Below are 15,710 nucleotides of genomic sequence, written 5' to 3'. Positions count from 1 at the left end.
GTTTCTTATTTACCGTAACCTTTGGCAACATTTTCCAGTTCGGCATACCAATCTTCACCAAACTTTCTTATAAGGGCTTCTTTTACAAATTTATAAATAGGCACTTGAAGTTCTTTTCCTAAGGTGCAGGCATCGTCACAGATGTCCCATTTATCGTAATTTACTGCAGAAAACTCACTATAATCTTTTACCCTTATAGGATACAAATGACAAGAAACAGGTTTTTTCCAATCTATTACTCCTTGGTTATAGGCTTCCTCAATAGCACAAAGTGCTGTGCCTTTGCTATCAAAAATCACGTAAGCACAATCAGCATCGTTAATTAAAGGCGTTTCAAATTCGCCAAATTCCGTGGTAATAAATGTCCCTTGCTTTTCAATGGCATCAATTCCTTCCTGTCTTAAAAAACGTTTTATTTTTGGGTAAATGGTTTCTAAGATGTCTGTTTCGTTCTCATCCAAAGGTGCTCCAGCATCCCCATCTATGCAACAAGCGCCTTTGCAGGCAGACAGGTTACAGACAAAATCTTTTTCAATAATATCTTCTGAAACAATGGTTTTTCCTAATTGAAACATATGAGTTGATGCTAAAAAATACGTGCAAAGATACATTATAAAAGAAAAATTAAACCAGTAAAAAAGGGATTATTAGTTTCAAATTATCGAAATTTGCAGTAGCTTTAAATTCTTGAAAGATGAAGATTTTTAAAATGTTATTATCGTTAATCGCAATTGGATTGATTATTTACAACTTTACAAAAGTAGATTTTAATGCACCTTTTGAAGACGATAGTGTTGTTGCCTTTATTACTATTTTCGCTTCTATGTGTGCTTTAATTTTGTTGCAAATTTTAAGGATTTCACAAAAAATTGACAAACAGTATAAAACCAGAAAATAATGTTTGATGTCTTGATAATTGGTGGTGGAGCTTCTGGCATGTCTTGTGCTTTGGTTTTAGGTTCGGCCAAAGATCACGTGTGCGCAAGGGCTAAAAAAATTGGCCTGATTGCCCATCAAAAAACATCTCATTTGCAAAACGCATTATTTAACAATGTGCTGGGTTTGACACCTGGAACCACTGGAGCCTCCATTTTAGAAAGTGGGAAGAAACAATTGCACAGCTTATATCCACACGTGCAACAAATAGATACCGAAAAAGTCACAGAAATTCTTAGAACAGAACATGGGTTTTTAGTAAAAACCAATAAAACCGAATATTCTGCAAAGCTAGTGGTTGTGGCAGTTGGTTATACCAATCTATTTACCATTAAAGGTTTGGACAGTTATATTGAACCTCATCCAAGGGCCAAAACCGAAAAGCATAGGATTTGGTTAAAAAATACAGATCATAAAATAGACGAAGGGCTTTATGTGGCTGGAACGCTAGCTGGTTGGCGAAGTCAGTTTGCCATAGCTTGTGGCAGTGGCGCTCAAGTGGCTACAGATATCTTAACGCTATGGAACAATGGTGAACATGTTAAGATACATGATAAAGTGGTGGTTTAATCTTCCCTGTTGCTTAAGATGATGACCTCTTCAATCATAATGTCCGACTGGTTGATGACTTCCTCAAAAGCACCATTTCCAAAAAGTTGGTCGGCAAGCGTTGCTTTAATGTATTGTTTAACTTCTTCGTTATATGCCACAAAAGTGATATTGGCTTTGGTTTTTTCGTTTAAATAATCTTGAAATTGTAAAACCATATCGTCATCAAACTGAAAGTATTTAATGAATTCATCTCTTGAAATGCTATCGTAAGCATGACGGTCTTTTTCAAGCTCTTCAAAAACAAAATTGCTGATAAAGCCTCTTCGGTCCAAAAACGTTAAGGTTTCGTTTTGCATGCTTAAATCCAAGGGCACAAACACATCTGGAATAATGCCTCCTCCTCCATACACTACTTTTCCTTTTGGAGTGGTGAATTTCAAGGAATCGGCCACTTCAATTTTTTCTGGGTCTATAAGTTCCCCACTTTTTAATCTATCAAAATAATCGTCGTAATAATCCCTATTGCCATTTTGGTAGGAACGTTGAATGGAACGTCCTGTTGGTGTGTAATATCTGGAAACAGTTAATCTTACGGCACTGCCATCGCCAAGTTCCATTTCACGTTGTACCAAACCTTTTCCATACGAGCGTCGACCAACTATGGTCCCCTTGTCGTTATCTTGTAAAGCGCCTGCTACAATTTCACTGGCTGAAGCCGAATTTTCGTCAATTAGGACATATACTTTCCCTTTTTCAAAATCGCCTTTCTTGGTTGCATAACTTTTTTCGATGTCTCCACGCTTGTTTTTGGTAAATAAAATAAGCTTGTCATCTTCCAGAAATTCGTCTACAATTTGTTCGGCAACCCCTAAAAAACCTCCTGGATTGTTTCTTAAATCCACAACCAGCTCGCTAATGCCTTGCTTTTGTAATTTGGTGAGTTCCTTTTTAAATTCTTTATAAGTGGATTCGGCAAAACGGTTTATTTTAATGTAGCCTAATTTATCTGTTAGTTTATAGGCAGCATCAACACTTTTAATGGGTATGTGGTTTCTTTTAACGGTAAAATCCAACAATTCCGGTTCTCCTTTTCGGTACACTTTTAAATCTACAAGCGTATTTATTGGACCCTTCAATTTCTTTATAATCTCGTTATTGCTCAAATCTTTCCCAAAAATGGAATCGCCATTGGCCATGATAATTCTATCTCCACCAATAATTCCAGCTTTTTCACTGGGACCTCCTTCTATGGTTCTAATAACGGTAATGGTATCTTTATAGGTGTAAAAATTAATACCAATGCCCACAAAATCCCCTTTCATATTATCTGCCACACGTTCCATATCCTCTTTTGGGATATATACAGAATGAGGATCGAGATTATTCAGGATCCCGTTTACGGTTACATCTACTATACTGTCTGTATTTACATCGTCTATATATTCGTAATCTATATAGTCAATAAGCCTGTTAAGCTTGTCCTTTTTGCTGTTTTTGGTAAATAACCTGTCAGATGTATCAGAAAAATTTAATTTCCCCCCAATAAAAATGCCTGCTGCAATAGCAACACCTATTATAAGTGGTAAATATTTTTTCTTTAGTTTCATGTGTTGTTCATGTATTTGCTGTAACCTGAAAAAGCTTGAAAAGAAACGATGTGTTTACTGTTTTTTTAGGCACTTAAATCGTCTATCAAAACCAACTCAATACCTGCTTTTTCAAGAAACTCCAAGCCTGAATTGTCTTTATATGCTTCTTTGTATACAACCCTAACAATGCCTGCCTGATGTATTAATTTACTACATTCCTTACAAGGAGACAAGGTAATGTACAAGGTAGCACCTTTACAGGATTGTGTGGAAGAAGCTACTTTTAAAATGGCGTTGGCTTCTGCATGGAGCACATACCATTTGGTGTAACCTTCATCATCTTCACAATAATTTTCAAAACCTGTAGGGGTGCCATTAAATCCATCGGAAATAATCATTCTATCCTTTACAATAATTGCGCCAACTTGTTTGCGTTCGCAATAAGAAAGTTTTCCCCATTCTTTGGCAATCCTTAAATAAGCTTTATCGTATTTACGTTGCTTGTGTTCTTTCATGTGTTTCACCAGGTGAAAATATCGTTTTTAATTATATACAACGAAGATAGCTTGTAAGTATTTTAATTACAACCAAGGAATTAAAGTTTTATGAAAACTTTAGGTAAAGTCACTGTTTTTTTAAGCTAAAAAATCGCTGTCCAAAATCATTGGTATAACCAATCCTACCACAATAGCAGAAATAACCATAATCCAATCGCGTTTGGAAAACCTGAACACAGTTTGCATGATATAGCCCAAAAAGAGAACCACGAACACGATGATTACTTGCGCTATTTCTATTCCTAGGGCAAACTCGATAAGTGTCACCAATTTGTTGTCCGATTGCCCTACCAACATTCTAAACTCTCTTGCAAAGCCCAGTCCATGAACCAAACCAAAAAACAAGGTCGAGAAAAAAAGTACACCTACCTTTTCCTTTTGGGCTCCTTTTCCAGCTGTAAACACATTAAAAAGCGCAACAATTAAAATAGTGATTGGAATTAAGAACTCCACCAACTGTCCATTAACACTTACAACGTTGTAAGCTGCCAAAACCAAAGACAAGGTATGACCCAAAGTGAACAATGTAACCAAAAGTAAAACGCGTTTCCAATCTTTAAAAAGATAAGGTACAGCCAATACAATTAAAAAAAGAACATGATCGTAGGCATTGATATCCAACACGTGATTGATGCCATATTCTACGTGGAACCAGAAATTATCAAACATTGTTTGTTATCGTTTATTTGGGTAAAAATCCAAAGATACAATTTAAAATGAAACCTAAATATTCCTGCTTAAATTTAAAGGTCTTTTTTGTGCAATTTAATTCTAACATCCTATTTGTCTCCAAGGAGCAACACCTACAACCTGTTTTAAATACCTAACTATGAGCTTAAGCAATTTTTATCACCTGTAAAAACCTTCAAGTACATCTAGCCTTATCAAACACCCAAGTTTTATTAAAAAATAGGTCTTACATAGGTTTGGTCCACTTAAAGGATGTTACTTAGTTATGCCGTGCTTATGCCGTGGTTATGTCGTGCTTATGCCGTAGTTTACTTGTTGTTCATTCGTACTAACTATATAAACATCTTAAGGATGAAACACAAAATGGCACCTGAGATGCCAAGTACCTTTGATAGAAGAAAATGTAAAAAAATGGGTAAAAAAAAATCGCAACACATCAACTAGTAACATGTTGCGATTTAGAAAGTACTCGAGGTGGGAATCGAACCCACACTCCCGAAAGAACCGGATTTTGAATCCGGCGCGTCTACCAATTCCGCCACTCGAGCAAAGTAGACTGCAAAATTAGAAAATATTTTTCTACAAACAATTAAAAATAGTCCTATTTATGCTTTTGGAGTTGAAATAAATTCCTAAATTTGCACCTCGTTAAACAAAAAACGAATTAATTCGTTATAATACAATAGATTAACAATGCCAAACGTAAACACTGAAGCTAAAATTTTTACGTGTACACAAAGTAAAGAACTCGCTCTTAACATAGCAGATGCTTTTGGTGTGAGTTTGGGCAATGTCATAACCTCTACTTACAGTGATGGGGAATTTCAACCATCCTATGAAGAATCTATTAGAGGGACCCGTATTTTTATTATTGGTTCTACGCATCCTGGTCCAGAAAATTTAATGGAAATGTTGTTAATGATTGATGCAGCCAAGCGTGCGTCGGCCAGACACATTACAGCCGTTTTACCTTATTTTGGTTGGGCAAGACAAGACCGTAAGGACAAACCCAGAGTGCCCATAGCTGCCAAATTGGTTGCTAAAATGCTGGAAGCAGCTGGAGCCACACGAATTATTACCATGGATTTACATGCAGATCAAATTCAAGGGTTTTTTGAAAAACCAGTTGATCACTTATTTGCATCAACCATCTTTTTGCCTTATTTACAAAGCTTAAATTTAAACAATTTAACCATTGCTTCTCCAGATATGGGTGGCTCCAAAAGAGCTTATGCCTATTCTAAAGCCCTAGAGAGCGATGTGGTGATTTGCTACAAACAGAGAGCAAAAGCCAATGTTATTTCGCACATGGAATTGATAGGCGATGTCACTGGCAAAAATGTTGTTTTGGTAGACGATATGGTAGACACTGCCGGAACTTTGACAAAAGCTGCTGATGTCATGATGGAACGTGGTGCATTAAGTGTTAGAGCTATCTGTACCCATCCTATTTTATCTGGAAATGCCTACCAAAAAATAGAAAATTCCAAACTGGAAGAATTGATTGTTACAGATTCAATTCCCCTAAAACAAAAAAGCAGCAAAATACGTGTCTTGAGCTGTGCACAACTTTTTGCAGATGTTATGCACAATGTACATTACAACAAGTCCATAAGCTCAAAATTTATCATGTAAGACCCTTGCTATGGTCCCAAAGGGAATTATAGCCATAAGAATAAGAGAATATTAATAATAACTATATATTTAAACAATGAAATCAATTACAATCAACGGATCTCAAAGAGAAAGCGTAGGCAAAAAAGCAACAAAAGCTCTACGTAATGCTGGTCAGGTTCCTTGCGTATTATACGGAGGAGATAAACCAGTGCATTTTACTGCAGATGAATTAGCCTTCTCAAAACTGGTATATACACCTAATGCGCATACAGTTGTGATTGCTCTAGAAAATGGTGACACCTATAGTGCCATTATGCAGGACATTCAGTTTCACCCGGTAACCGAGAAAATTTTACACATCGATTTCTATCAATTATTTGAAGACAAACCTATAATGATGGAAATTCCTGTACATTTTGTGGGTAACTCCAAAGGTGTTAAAGCTGGTGGTGTGTTACGTAAAAACTCTCGTAGATTGAGAGTTAAGGCTTTACCTAAAAACTTGCCAGATTTTATAGAGGTAGATATTACACCTTTAAAAATTGGAAACAAACTTTATGTAACTGCTTTAGAAAACGATGCTTACAAAATCATGCATCCAGATAACACTGTTGTTTGTCAAATTAAACGTGCAAGAGCTGCAATGGCAATTGCTGCTGAAGAGGATGACGAAGAAACTGAAGGTGTTGAAGGAACTGAAGGAGGAGAAACTCCAGAAGTTGCAGCTGAGGCTCAAGAATAAACTTTAACAAGTTAAGTTATTTAAAAGCATCCTGAAATATCAGGATGCTTTTTTTTATTTTTGCACAAATTATACACATGTGTCACTTCTTAAAGAAATTATTCTATAAACAGACAGATTCTGTAAATATTGAAGAAACAAACAGCATGAAAAAATTTTTAATTGTAGGACTTGGGAACATAGGTGAAAAATATGCAAACACAAGGCATAACGTTGGGTTTAAAATATTGGACCATTTGGCCCATAAAGAAGGCTTAACTTTTGAAACCCAAAAATTAGGAGATATAACCACCTATAAATTTAAAGGAAGAACCTTTGTACTCCTCAAGCCCAATACCTATATGAACTTAAGTGGAAAAGCTGTGCTGTATTGGCTTACCAAAGAAAAAATAGCCTTGGAAAACCTCTTGGTAATAACCGACGATTTAAACCTGCCCTTTGGGAGCATTCGGTTAAAAACAAAAGGTAGCGATGGTGGGCATAATGGATTAAAGGACATTCAAACCAAATTAAACACTACCAATTACAACAGGTTTAGGTTTGGGATTAGCGACCAATTCAGTAAGGGATCACAGGTGGATTACGTATTAGGTGAATGGAGTGAAGACGAAAACAAAACCCTCCCGGAACGTTTGGATACATCTGTGGAATTAATAAAATCTTTTGGTACAGCTGGCGTAAACAATACCATGAATGCTTTTAATGGAAAATAAAAAAGGGAAGCTAAGTTGCTTCCCTTTTTACCATTAATCTTCAACTTATCATTCAATAATAATTTTTTGAATTGTTTGTCTTTCTCCGTCAAATACTTTTACCAAATACATTCCAGATTGCACATGGTTTAATTGTATGTCTTGTTTGAATTTAGTGGCACCTTCATACGTATTATTAAAAATGGAACGACCTCTGATGTCGTAAATTTCAACGCTAACATTTTTATTGGAATTAGAGTTTAAAACCACCGTAAACGATCCATTATTTGGGTTTGGATAAATAGAGAAATCTTCAAAACCATAGTCTGCAACAGACACCGTTGGTTGGGCACAAATTTCAATAGACCAGTTATTCAGAATTCCAGTTATTCCATCCCAATTATCGGTTACGGAAATCGTCCAATCTCCTGCACTATCCATTCCAGAAAACACATTTAATGGAGAAGATGGACTATAATCACCTGTAGTTGCTGAGCAATTAAACGCAGGCAACCCATCTGCAAAATTAACTACAATATTATCTTCGCCATTACATTCTCTATTAAATACAGAAGTGGCAGTGGTTCCATTTGGATGGATAATTTCAATGATTAAATCGTTGATCCATCCATGAGAGACATCCACACTTACAGTTACATAATCTATGGTTACAGAACCAGGAATATGTATGGTGTTTACAGCTGGAGGACCTGGATTGCCATTCCCTCCGGCTCCATCAGGAATAGCAATGTTTAAGTTTGCTGCAGATGTATAGGTAGTACAGGATGGACAAGCAGCACCAGAAACCACTGTAATATAATCTGTAAGGGTTAAGGTATCTGTTCCATAAGAATTTGTAACCTGCAAAGTTACATCGTATGTGCCATCAGCAGCATAGATAACCGTTGGATTCTGGTCTGTGGAGGTTCCAGGGGTTCCTCCTTCAAAGGTCCAAGACCAAGACGTTCCAGCTGGTACTGTTTCATCCATAAACTGAACGGTATTGTTTGTATCTAAACAAATCGTGTCGTCGTCTGCACTAAAAGCTGCAACTGGAGGTCCAGGCAAAGCTGGCAAGGTATAGCCACAAGCAGACAATCCAGAATGAATGTCATTGATTTCAGAAGCTGTATAACCTAGGTTTACTGCTGCTTGATAAACTGCTACAGCTGCATCATTTTGATTGGAAGAACCATTGGTCATTCCCAATCCTTCATAAAAAATTTTATCCATACGTTGTTGTCCAATGTCATCCCAAACAGTCATTAAGCAACTGGCCCAGATTTGTCCATCTGTATGAATAGAGCCCGTTAACCCTCCTGGATACATAGCACTATAATTGGTGATTCTTCCAGACCAACATTCATTATGTCCATCCCAATTGAAGACATAATTCCAAGCGGCATCGGCAGATGTCCAATATCCATTGGCCAGACTTACGCCTCTATTATAAGATTGAGCCACGTAATCGCCACTACCTTCACTTAATCCATCTACTTGCGACAAGCCTCCAGAGGTCACCCAATCATGCAAACCATGACCAAGTTCATGATGAATTACGTCGGAATCTTCAGCATCGTCCACACAGCCTTCCCCAAAAGCCAAACGTCCAGATCCAGAAGAATAATGAGAGTTGTCACTACCATTTAAGCCATGAGGATCAAACTGAACGCCTCCTGAATATTGATATGGCAGCACATTACACCCTAAATCATCATTTATATAACCCATTAAATAATCAATGTGATAATACGTATTTACTGCCTCGAATGCACCATCAGATCTCGTAAAATTAAAAACGGAGGATGTTTGAGAATACAAGCCATCAAAAGGCGCTTCATGATCAACAATTTCTGCTCTTGGACCCACCAAAGAATAAGTGCCTCCAGTTAATGTGATATCCCTTAAAACAACACTAAATCGCGCATTGTTAAGTGCTGTTGTGTTGGCATCACCACCATCTACATAACCACTGGTTCCGTAAGCAACCGTATTGGACGATAGCGGGTCTGGGTTAAACACCATTCCAGTACCAGTGGCTCTCCTAAAAGACCCTGTTTCCGAGACTTCATTTTCATCGTGACAGTCACTTGTATGGGCTCCCTTTCTATGTCCACAATAATAATGAGCCATGTCAACTACTTTAAAAATCTCTTCCGTTTGCGCATCAACAAATACGTGCCATTCGCCTACTGGATTATCAGACAGGATAGTCACTTCATGTGCCAATCGTGTCATTTTAGTGTTTTTATAAACCATCAACCTTGAGTCTTGAAAACTTATAGGCGTTTTAACATCCAAATAATTATGGGCGAGTTGAAAAGCTCTTTCTTGAGTGACTGTAGGTTGCACTTGTGCCATTTGTACATTTAGCTCGTAACTGTTCATAACAAACACTACTTTGTTTTGAGGTGAAATGCTAATGGTTAGCTCTGCTTTGTTCACTGGATAAATTCCAGAATATTGCCGATATCTTACAACGGAACCTGCATTGGTGGTTCTGGTAGCATGATGTCGTAGGTTTGAAATCTCTTGTTTCTTAATCCCAAAAGTTTCAGATTCTTCTTGTATGTAATACATGGCCATAGCTTCAGGTGTTCCTGATGGAACATCGTAATTTAAACCATAGAGTGCCAATGGAAATCCAGTTTCAAGATTGACTCGCATCTGGTTTTTTATCTCAGAAGTTATTTTCTCATCTGCATCAAGACGTATTTCAAAGTCTCTAACAGGCATTGGTTTTTGAGCCAATAAACCGATACTGCATAAAAAAGCAACTAGTAAAAAAAGGGTTTTACAATTCCCCAGTGGATTGGTAATGTTAGTTTGCATAGTTTGTTATTTTTAAGTACCTAAAATAGAAAAAATATTGGGCTTTATGACCTCTCAACAAATAAAAAATTAGAAGATGAAATGTTAAAATAATAGATATTTATACTAAAAAAGCGCTTTTAAGTCTAACTTATGCAGATTTTCTTTTTATTTTTTCATAAATTTACGTCTTAATTATTCTTATAAATAACATACTAATTAGTGAATTATGAAACAAAACAACTTTAAAAATGTTATTGGTTTATTTTTGTTTTTGATGGTTTTTAGTTTGCAAGCGCAACAAAAATCTTCAGCAACTTCAAGAGCTACCTCCCATGAACCTTTACAGTTAACAGAAGAAAATCAAAGGCATTTTAACGAAACAGGATATGTAAGGTGTGCCACTGTGGAAATGGAAGCCTTACGCAGACAAAACGATCCTACAATCCAATCTAAAGAAGAATTCGAAAATTGGCTAGCTCCTTTAGTGGAAGCGCGTAAACAACGTATCGCTCAGGAAATTGCCGATGGAACACATAGACGTGTGGTGGTTAACATTCCTATTATCTTCCACGTTTTAACTGGCACCCAAGGTGATGCAAACGATTTACCTGCCTCTAGAATTCAAGCGCAAATAGATCAATTAAACATAGATTTTAGAAATCTAGCAGGTAGCACGCATCCTGCTGCAGCTGATGCTGAAATTAATTTTATTCCAGCCATGGTAGATCCTGATGGAAACCCACTGCCAGAACCAGGTATCGATAGAGTATATGGCTATTCTGGAACTATTTCCACAACTGCTTTAGACAATACTATTAAACCAGCTACCATTTGGGACCGCTCTTTATACGCCAATATTTGGACAGCCAATCTTGGTGGAGGTTTGTTAGGTTACGCGCAGTTTCCTTCAAACTCAACACTACCTGGGTTGCCTACAAATGGAGGTTCTGCACTTACAGATGGTGTAGTAGTACTTTCCGGAAGTGTGGGATCTGTTGCCAACCCTGGAACAGCTGCGCCTTATAATTTAGGACGTACATTAACACATGAAATGGGACACTGGATAGGTTTAAGACATATTTGGGGAGACACCTCTGCTTGTACCAATGATGATTATTGTGCCGATACACCGGATTCCACAACATCCAATGGTGGTTGTCCAACAATTGATCGTTGTCCAAGTGATGGCTTAGGTCCTGATATGGTTGAAAACTATATGGACTACACCAATGATGCCTGTATGAACATCTTCACGTTCGATCAAGTTGCAAGAATGTTAACCGTTCTTGAAAATGCAGATGGCATTTCAAACTTACCAAATTCCACAACTGGAAATAGTTCTCCAACCATTTCCTTTAGCACACCAAGTGTGAACGAAGTGGAAGGATCCAGTTGTGTATCTCACGATATTAGCATCCCTGTTGTTATTGGAATGGGAGCTTCGGCTAATGCCACAGTAACATTTACTACAAGTGGAACGGCTACTAACATGTCTGATTATGAAATTTTAACGCCTAGTGTTACTTTTCCAGCTGGCTCAAATGCACCTCAAAACCTAATGATTAGAATTTATGAAGATGCATATGTGGAAGCTGACGAAACCATAATTGTTGACATGACCTTAAATGCCAATGGAGGCGATGCCGAATTGGCAACCAATGGCAATGAAACCTTAACGGTAACCATTTTGGATGATGACAATGCACCAAACCCAGGGTCTGTAGTAACCCTATTTAGTGACGATTTTGAAAGCTATCCAAATTTTATTATTGATGGTATAGGGGATTGGATTACAATAGATGTAGATGGATTACCAACTTACACAGGAGGAACCTCCTCCCCTACTTGGGCAAATGCAGGAGATCCAATGGCTTATCAAATTTTTAACCCTACAGCTGCTGGAGTTACTAATGATATATCTGGAACTTCAGGCGAAACTAGAGATTTCGATCCACGTAGTGGTGATAAATACGCTGCAGCTTGGGCAGCAGTTCCTGGTGCAAACCCTGCAAATGACGATTGGTTAGTATCTCCAGTGCTTTCTTTGGGAGCTTCTGGAAACTCTGTTTCTTTCTGGGTAAAAGCCATGTCTAACTCTTATGGTCCTGAAAATTACAATGTGGGAGTGTATGTTGGTACTGGAACACCTACCTCTGGAGCAGACTTTACATTGATATCTCCTGCTTCATTAACAGCTCCTTATGCTGTTTGGACAGAAGATACTTATGATTTATCTGCTTATAACAATCAAGACATTAGAATTGGAATCCACTGTATATCTGCAGACAGATACATGTTTATGGTTGATGATTTTAGTGTTACAACTTTTGCACAAAATGAAGTGCAAACTGTTGTAAATACTAGCACAGCTGCTCAAGTAGATTTAATTGGATCTGGTTCAGCTTATGCTTATGATAGTGTTTCAGGCAATATTATGGCCAACATTCAAAACAACGATAGTTTCGATTATGGCTGTACAGATATTTCTGTTATGCGAGCTGGAACAGGTGCTCAAATGTACGAGAACCCAGATTCCAACGAATTTGTAATGGACAAAGTCATCAAGGTGAATACTGAGTTCGGCAACACAGCCGGAGACGTTACAGGTGTATTCTATTTTACTGAAGCTGAAATTGCCGGTTGGGAAACCGCTACAGGAAAAGTAAGAGCAGACCTATACATCATTAGGGAAGTAAATGGCAATGTGGAAGATATTGTTCCTGCAACCATTGGTAGTTATGCCTCAGATGTAACGCTTCAAGGAAGTTTTACTGGTGCAGATGGTGATTTCTATTTTGGACCATTGAATGCTTATTTGAGTGTTGAGAATTATACTTTTAGTAATAGTGTTGGATTATACCCGAACCCTACTACTAATGTATTAAACATTTCACTTGCCAATGCAAATGAGTTACCAGACAACTACACTATTTATAATATGTTAGGTCAAGTTGTACTTAGTAAGCACATTGCTAATGAAGCTGATTTATCTATCAATACGTCTAGCTTAAGCAATGGGATGTATTTTATTAAAATAGCTAAAGAATCCAGTCAGGTTTCTTTACCATTTATCAAGAAATAAATCTTATAATATAAATAAACTTAAAAGAGGATTGATGTTTATCAATCCTCTTTTTTTATTTTTGAAGAAACAAATCACCTCTTGGAAATTTACAAGTCTCTTAAACTCGATTTAAATTTTAAAACGGTTGTTACCATAGGCACTTTTGATGGTGTTCATATAGGGCACCGGAAAATTATTGAACGCTTGGTTCAAACTGCCAAAAAAAGCCAATTACATTCGGTAGTCCTAACATTTTTCCCTCATCCCAGAATGGTCTTGCAAAAAGATGCCAACATCAAACTTATCAATACCATAGAGGAGCGCAGTAGGATTCTGGAACAACTTGGGTTGGATGTGTTGGTCATTAAAAAGTTCACCAAAGAATTCTCACGATTAACAGCAGAAGCTTTTGTTTCCGAAATATTGGTGAAACAACTTCAAGTTAAAAAAATCATTATTGGTTACGACCACCATTTTGGAAGAAATAGAGCGGCCAATATAGACGATTTAAAGGCTTTTGGAAACATGTACGATTTTGAAGTAGAAGAAATTTCCGCTCAAGATATCAACGAAGTATCGGTTAGTTCCACAAAAATTAGAAAAGCACTAAACAGTGGCGACTTAAAGACTGCCAATAAATATTTAGGCGCTAATTACATACTCTCCGGAAAGGTTGTAAAAGGAAAAGGCCTTGGAAACACCCTTGGGTTTCCTACTGCAAACATACACATTAAAGAATCCTATAAACTCATTCCAAAACATGGTGTTTATATTGTAAAAGCTACCATTAAAACACAAACTGTTTTTGGTATGATGAATATTGGTACCAACCCAACCATAGATAGCAACAACCAGCAATCCATAGAAGTACATTTTTTTAATTTCAACGAAGCTATTTATAACAAAAACTTGGTGATTGAACTATTGGATAGAATCAGGGACGAAAAAAAATTCGATTCCTTGGATCATTTAAAAAACCAGCTACAAAAGGATAGGCTAACGGCTTTGCAATACATAGAAAAATGCCATGCTCAATAAATTACTCTTTAAACATATAGACAACAGTTCCTTAATAGTTTTTAGGATTATTTTTGGTCTGTTGTGTTTTTTAGAGTCGGTTGGAGCCATTTTTACAGGTTGGATTAAAAGAACCCTTATTGAACCTGAATTCACCTTTTCATTTATAGGTCTGGAATGGTTACAACCCCTTCCAGGCAATTGGATGTACGCGTATTACTCAGTTATGGGCGTTTTTGGTTTGTTAATAATGATAGGTTACAAATATAGGTTAAGCACCATCATGTTTACCATACTTTGGGCTGGAACTTATTTCATGCAAAAGGCATCTTATAACAATCATTATTATTTATTGATTTTATTAAGTGGAATTATGGTTTTTCAACCAGCAAACACCTATTACTCCCTAGATGCCAAAAAAAATCCAGGCATCCAACAAATAGCTATGCCAAATTGGTGCAGACTCCTATTTATTTTACAAATGTTTATTGTCTATACCTATGGAGCCATTGCCAAAATTTACCCAGATTGGTTGGATACCACGTTTATAGAGATTTTAATGAAAAGCAAACAACATTACATACTTATAGGCGACTTGTTGCAACAAAAATGGGTACATTATTTTTTGGCTTATGGTGGTATTTTATTTGATGGGTTGATTATTCCTTTGTTGCTATATAAACCCACTAGGAAATGGGCATTTTTTGCATCCATATTCTTTCATTTGTTTAACTCCATTGTGTTTCAGGTTGGGATTTTCCCTTATTTATCGTTGGCATTCGCATTGTTCTTTTTCGAGCCAAAAACCATCCATCATATCTTCTTAAAAAAGAAACCGTTTTACAATGAAAATGAGATTATTGTTCCTGCATATAAACGCATCTTGATAACCTTAGGCGCTGTGTATTTTATTATCCAGATAGCTCTTCCGTTAAGACATCATTTTATAGAAGACAATGTGCTGTGGACCGAAGAAGGTCACAGGATGTCTTGGCGCATGATGCTGCGTTCCAAACAGGGATTTGCTATTTATAAAGTGGTTAACAATAAAACAAAAAAATCAACCATCATTCAACTTAACGACTATTTGACCAATAAACAAATTCATTTGGTATCCACAAAACCAGATGTGATTTGGCAATTTTCGCAACGATTAAAGGATATCTATGCCAAAAAAGGGGAAGAAGACATTTCTGTATATGTAGATTGTAAAATCAGCATCAATGGATCCCCTTACAAACAACTTATCAATCCAGAGGTGGATTTAACCTCTGTAACATGGGATCCGTTTAAACATTGCGAATGGATTATGCCACAACCAAAACTGTGAGATAAAAAAGTCTTAAGCGCTAAAAAAGCAAAGGAAATATTACAGCCATTAAAAGCCAGCTTTCTATCCCTTTCACACAAAGTGCTTGCCTGTCTTTCTAATCATGTATC

The 15,710-nt window shown here is 36.9% G+C and carries 13 protein-coding genes and 1 tRNA gene; 8 read left to right on the top strand and 6 right to left on the bottom strand.

What is annotated here, in order from left to right; translation table 11 throughout:
- Positions 1-5: 5 nt before the first annotated feature.
- Complete coding sequence (locus AACY93_RS04695) at positions 6-575, bottom strand: DUF3109 family protein (RefSeq protein WP_286854593.1); 570 nt, start codon at positions 573-575, stop codon at positions 6-8.
- 119 nt (positions 576-694) lie between these two features.
- Here AACY93_RS04695 and AACY93_RS04690 point away from each other — a divergent pair, with 119 nt between their 5' ends.
- Together AACY93_RS04690 and AACY93_RS04685 are read left to right on the top strand one after the other, a co-directional pair.
- Entirely contained in the window at positions 695-898 is a 204-nt protein-coding gene (locus AACY93_RS04690; RefSeq protein WP_040491308.1) for a hypothetical protein, read from the top strand.
- On the top strand, positions 898-1,506 hold the full coding sequence (locus tag AACY93_RS04685; RefSeq protein WP_286854592.1) for an FAD-dependent oxidoreductase: 609 nt from the start codon (positions 898-900) through the stop codon (positions 1,504-1,506). Before AACY93_RS04690 ends, AACY93_RS04685 begins: the two co-directional genes overlap by 1 nt.
- Here the strand turns inward: AACY93_RS04685 and AACY93_RS04680 are convergent.
- From AACY93_RS04680 to AACY93_RS04665, 4 genes are all read right to left on the bottom strand, one after another.
- Complete coding sequence (locus AACY93_RS04680; RefSeq protein ID WP_007647641.1) at positions 1,503-3,095, bottom strand: S41 family peptidase; 1,593 nt, start codon at positions 3,093-3,095, stop codon at positions 1,503-1,505. The genes AACY93_RS04685 and AACY93_RS04680 overlap by 4 nt on opposite strands.
- 65 nt (positions 3,096-3,160) lie before the next feature.
- On the bottom strand, positions 3,161-3,592 hold the full coding sequence (locus AACY93_RS04675) for a dCMP deaminase family protein (protein WP_007647639.1): 432 nt from the start codon (positions 3,590-3,592) through the stop codon (positions 3,161-3,163).
- Positions 3,593-3,712: 120 nt separating this feature from the next.
- Positions 3,713-4,303, bottom strand: a complete 591-nt coding sequence (locus tag AACY93_RS04670; protein ID WP_286854591.1) for a HupE/UreJ family protein — start codon at positions 4,301-4,303, stop codon at positions 3,713-3,715.
- Between the two features lie 487 nt (positions 4,304-4,790).
- Positions 4,791-4,872: transfer RNA gene (locus AACY93_RS04665), tRNA-Leu, on the bottom strand.
- A gap of 145 nt (positions 4,873-5,017) precedes the next feature.
- Here AACY93_RS04665 and AACY93_RS04660 point away from each other — a divergent pair.
- From AACY93_RS04660 to pth, 3 genes are all read left to right on the top strand, one after another.
- A complete protein-coding gene (locus tag AACY93_RS04660; RefSeq protein ID WP_007647637.1) occupies positions 5,018-5,959 on the top strand; it encodes a ribose-phosphate pyrophosphokinase in 942 nt (313 codons plus the stop codon).
- Between the two features lie 76 nt (positions 5,960-6,035).
- Positions 6,036-6,683: a 50S ribosomal protein L25/general stress protein Ctc gene (locus AACY93_RS04655; protein WP_286854590.1), complete on the top strand. Its 648-nt coding sequence runs from the start codon at positions 6,036-6,038 to the stop codon at positions 6,681-6,683.
- Between the two features lie 77 nt (positions 6,684-6,760).
- Positions 6,761-7,396: an aminoacyl-tRNA hydrolase gene (gene pth, locus AACY93_RS04650; protein WP_286854589.1), complete on the top strand. Its 636-nt coding sequence runs from the start codon at positions 6,761-6,763 to the stop codon at positions 7,394-7,396.
- A 48-nt stretch (positions 7,397-7,444) separates the two neighbouring features.
- On the opposite strand, the gene AACY93_RS04645 is transcribed toward pth, so the two are convergent.
- Entirely contained in the window at positions 7,445-10,207 is a 2,763-nt protein-coding gene (locus AACY93_RS04645; protein WP_286854588.1) for a T9SS type A sorting domain-containing protein, read from the bottom strand.
- A gap of 208 nt (positions 10,208-10,415) precedes the next feature.
- On the opposite strand from AACY93_RS04645, the gene AACY93_RS04640 reads away from it, so the two are divergent.
- From AACY93_RS04640 to AACY93_RS04630, 3 genes are all read left to right on the top strand, one after another.
- Positions 10,416-13,271 carry a choice-of-anchor J domain-containing protein gene (locus tag AACY93_RS04640; protein WP_286854587.1) on the top strand — a complete coding sequence of 952 codons (2,856 nt, stop codon included), beginning with the start codon at positions 10,416-10,418 and terminating at the stop codon, positions 13,269-13,271.
- An 81-nt stretch (positions 13,272-13,352) separates the two neighbouring features.
- Positions 13,353-14,291 (top strand): bifunctional riboflavin kinase/FAD synthetase, encoded by a 939-nt coding sequence (locus AACY93_RS04635; RefSeq protein WP_286854586.1) that lies wholly within the window; start codon positions 13,353-13,355, stop codon positions 14,289-14,291.
- A complete protein-coding gene (locus AACY93_RS04630; RefSeq protein ID WP_286854585.1) occupies positions 14,281-15,600 on the top strand; it encodes an HTTM domain-containing protein in 1,320 nt (439 codons plus the stop codon). The genes AACY93_RS04635 and AACY93_RS04630 overlap by 11 nt, the downstream gene beginning before the upstream one ends.
- Positions 15,601-15,710 lie beyond the last annotated feature (110 nt).

Source organism: uncultured Xanthomarina sp. (assembly GCF_963971605.1).
In the GTDB taxonomy this organism is placed as follows: domain Bacteria; phylum Bacteroidota; class Bacteroidia; order Flavobacteriales; family Flavobacteriaceae; genus Xanthomarina; species Xanthomarina gelatinilytica.
This window is presented reverse-complemented; position numbering and strand designations above follow the sequence as displayed.

What these genes read in the sequence shown, in the direction of transcription:
- AACY93_RS04695 (WP_286854593.1), bottom strand. Translation starts at nt 575, where the DNA reads ATGTTTCAATTAGGAAAAACCATTGTTTCAGAAGATATTATTGAAAAA.
- AACY93_RS04690 (WP_040491308.1), top strand. Translation starts at nt 695, where the DNA reads ATGAAGATTTTTAAAATGTTATTATCGTTAATCGCAATTGGATTGATT.
- AACY93_RS04685 (WP_286854592.1), top strand. Translation starts at nt 898, where the DNA reads ATGTTTGATGTCTTGATAATTGGTGGTGGAGCTTCTGGCATGTCTTGT.
- AACY93_RS04680 (WP_007647641.1), bottom strand. Translation starts at nt 3,095, where the DNA reads ATGAAACTAAAGAAAAAATATTTACCACTTATAATAGGTGTTGCTATT.
- AACY93_RS04675 (WP_007647639.1), bottom strand. Translation starts at nt 3,592, where the DNA reads ATGAAAGAACACAAGCAACGTAAATACGATAAAGCTTATTTAAGGATT.
- AACY93_RS04670 (WP_286854591.1), bottom strand. Translation starts at nt 4,303, where the DNA reads ATGTTTGATAATTTCTGGTTCCACGTAGAATATGGCATCAATCACGTG.
- AACY93_RS04660 (WP_007647637.1), top strand. Translation starts at nt 5,018, where the DNA reads ATGCCAAACGTAAACACTGAAGCTAAAATTTTTACGTGTACACAAAGT.
- AACY93_RS04655 (WP_286854590.1), top strand. Translation starts at nt 6,036, where the DNA reads ATGAAATCAATTACAATCAACGGATCTCAAAGAGAAAGCGTAGGCAAA.
- pth (WP_286854589.1), top strand. Translation starts at nt 6,761, where the DNA reads ATGTGTCACTTCTTAAAGAAATTATTCTATAAACAGACAGATTCTGTA.
- AACY93_RS04645 (WP_286854588.1), bottom strand. Translation starts at nt 10,207, where the DNA reads ATGCAAACTAACATTACCAATCCACTGGGGAATTGTAAAACCCTTTTT.
- AACY93_RS04640 (WP_286854587.1), top strand. Translation starts at nt 10,416, where the DNA reads ATGAAACAAAACAACTTTAAAAATGTTATTGGTTTATTTTTGTTTTTG.
- AACY93_RS04630 (WP_286854585.1), top strand. Translation starts at nt 14,281, where the DNA reads ATGCTCAATAAATTACTCTTTAAACATATAGACAACAGTTCCTTAATA.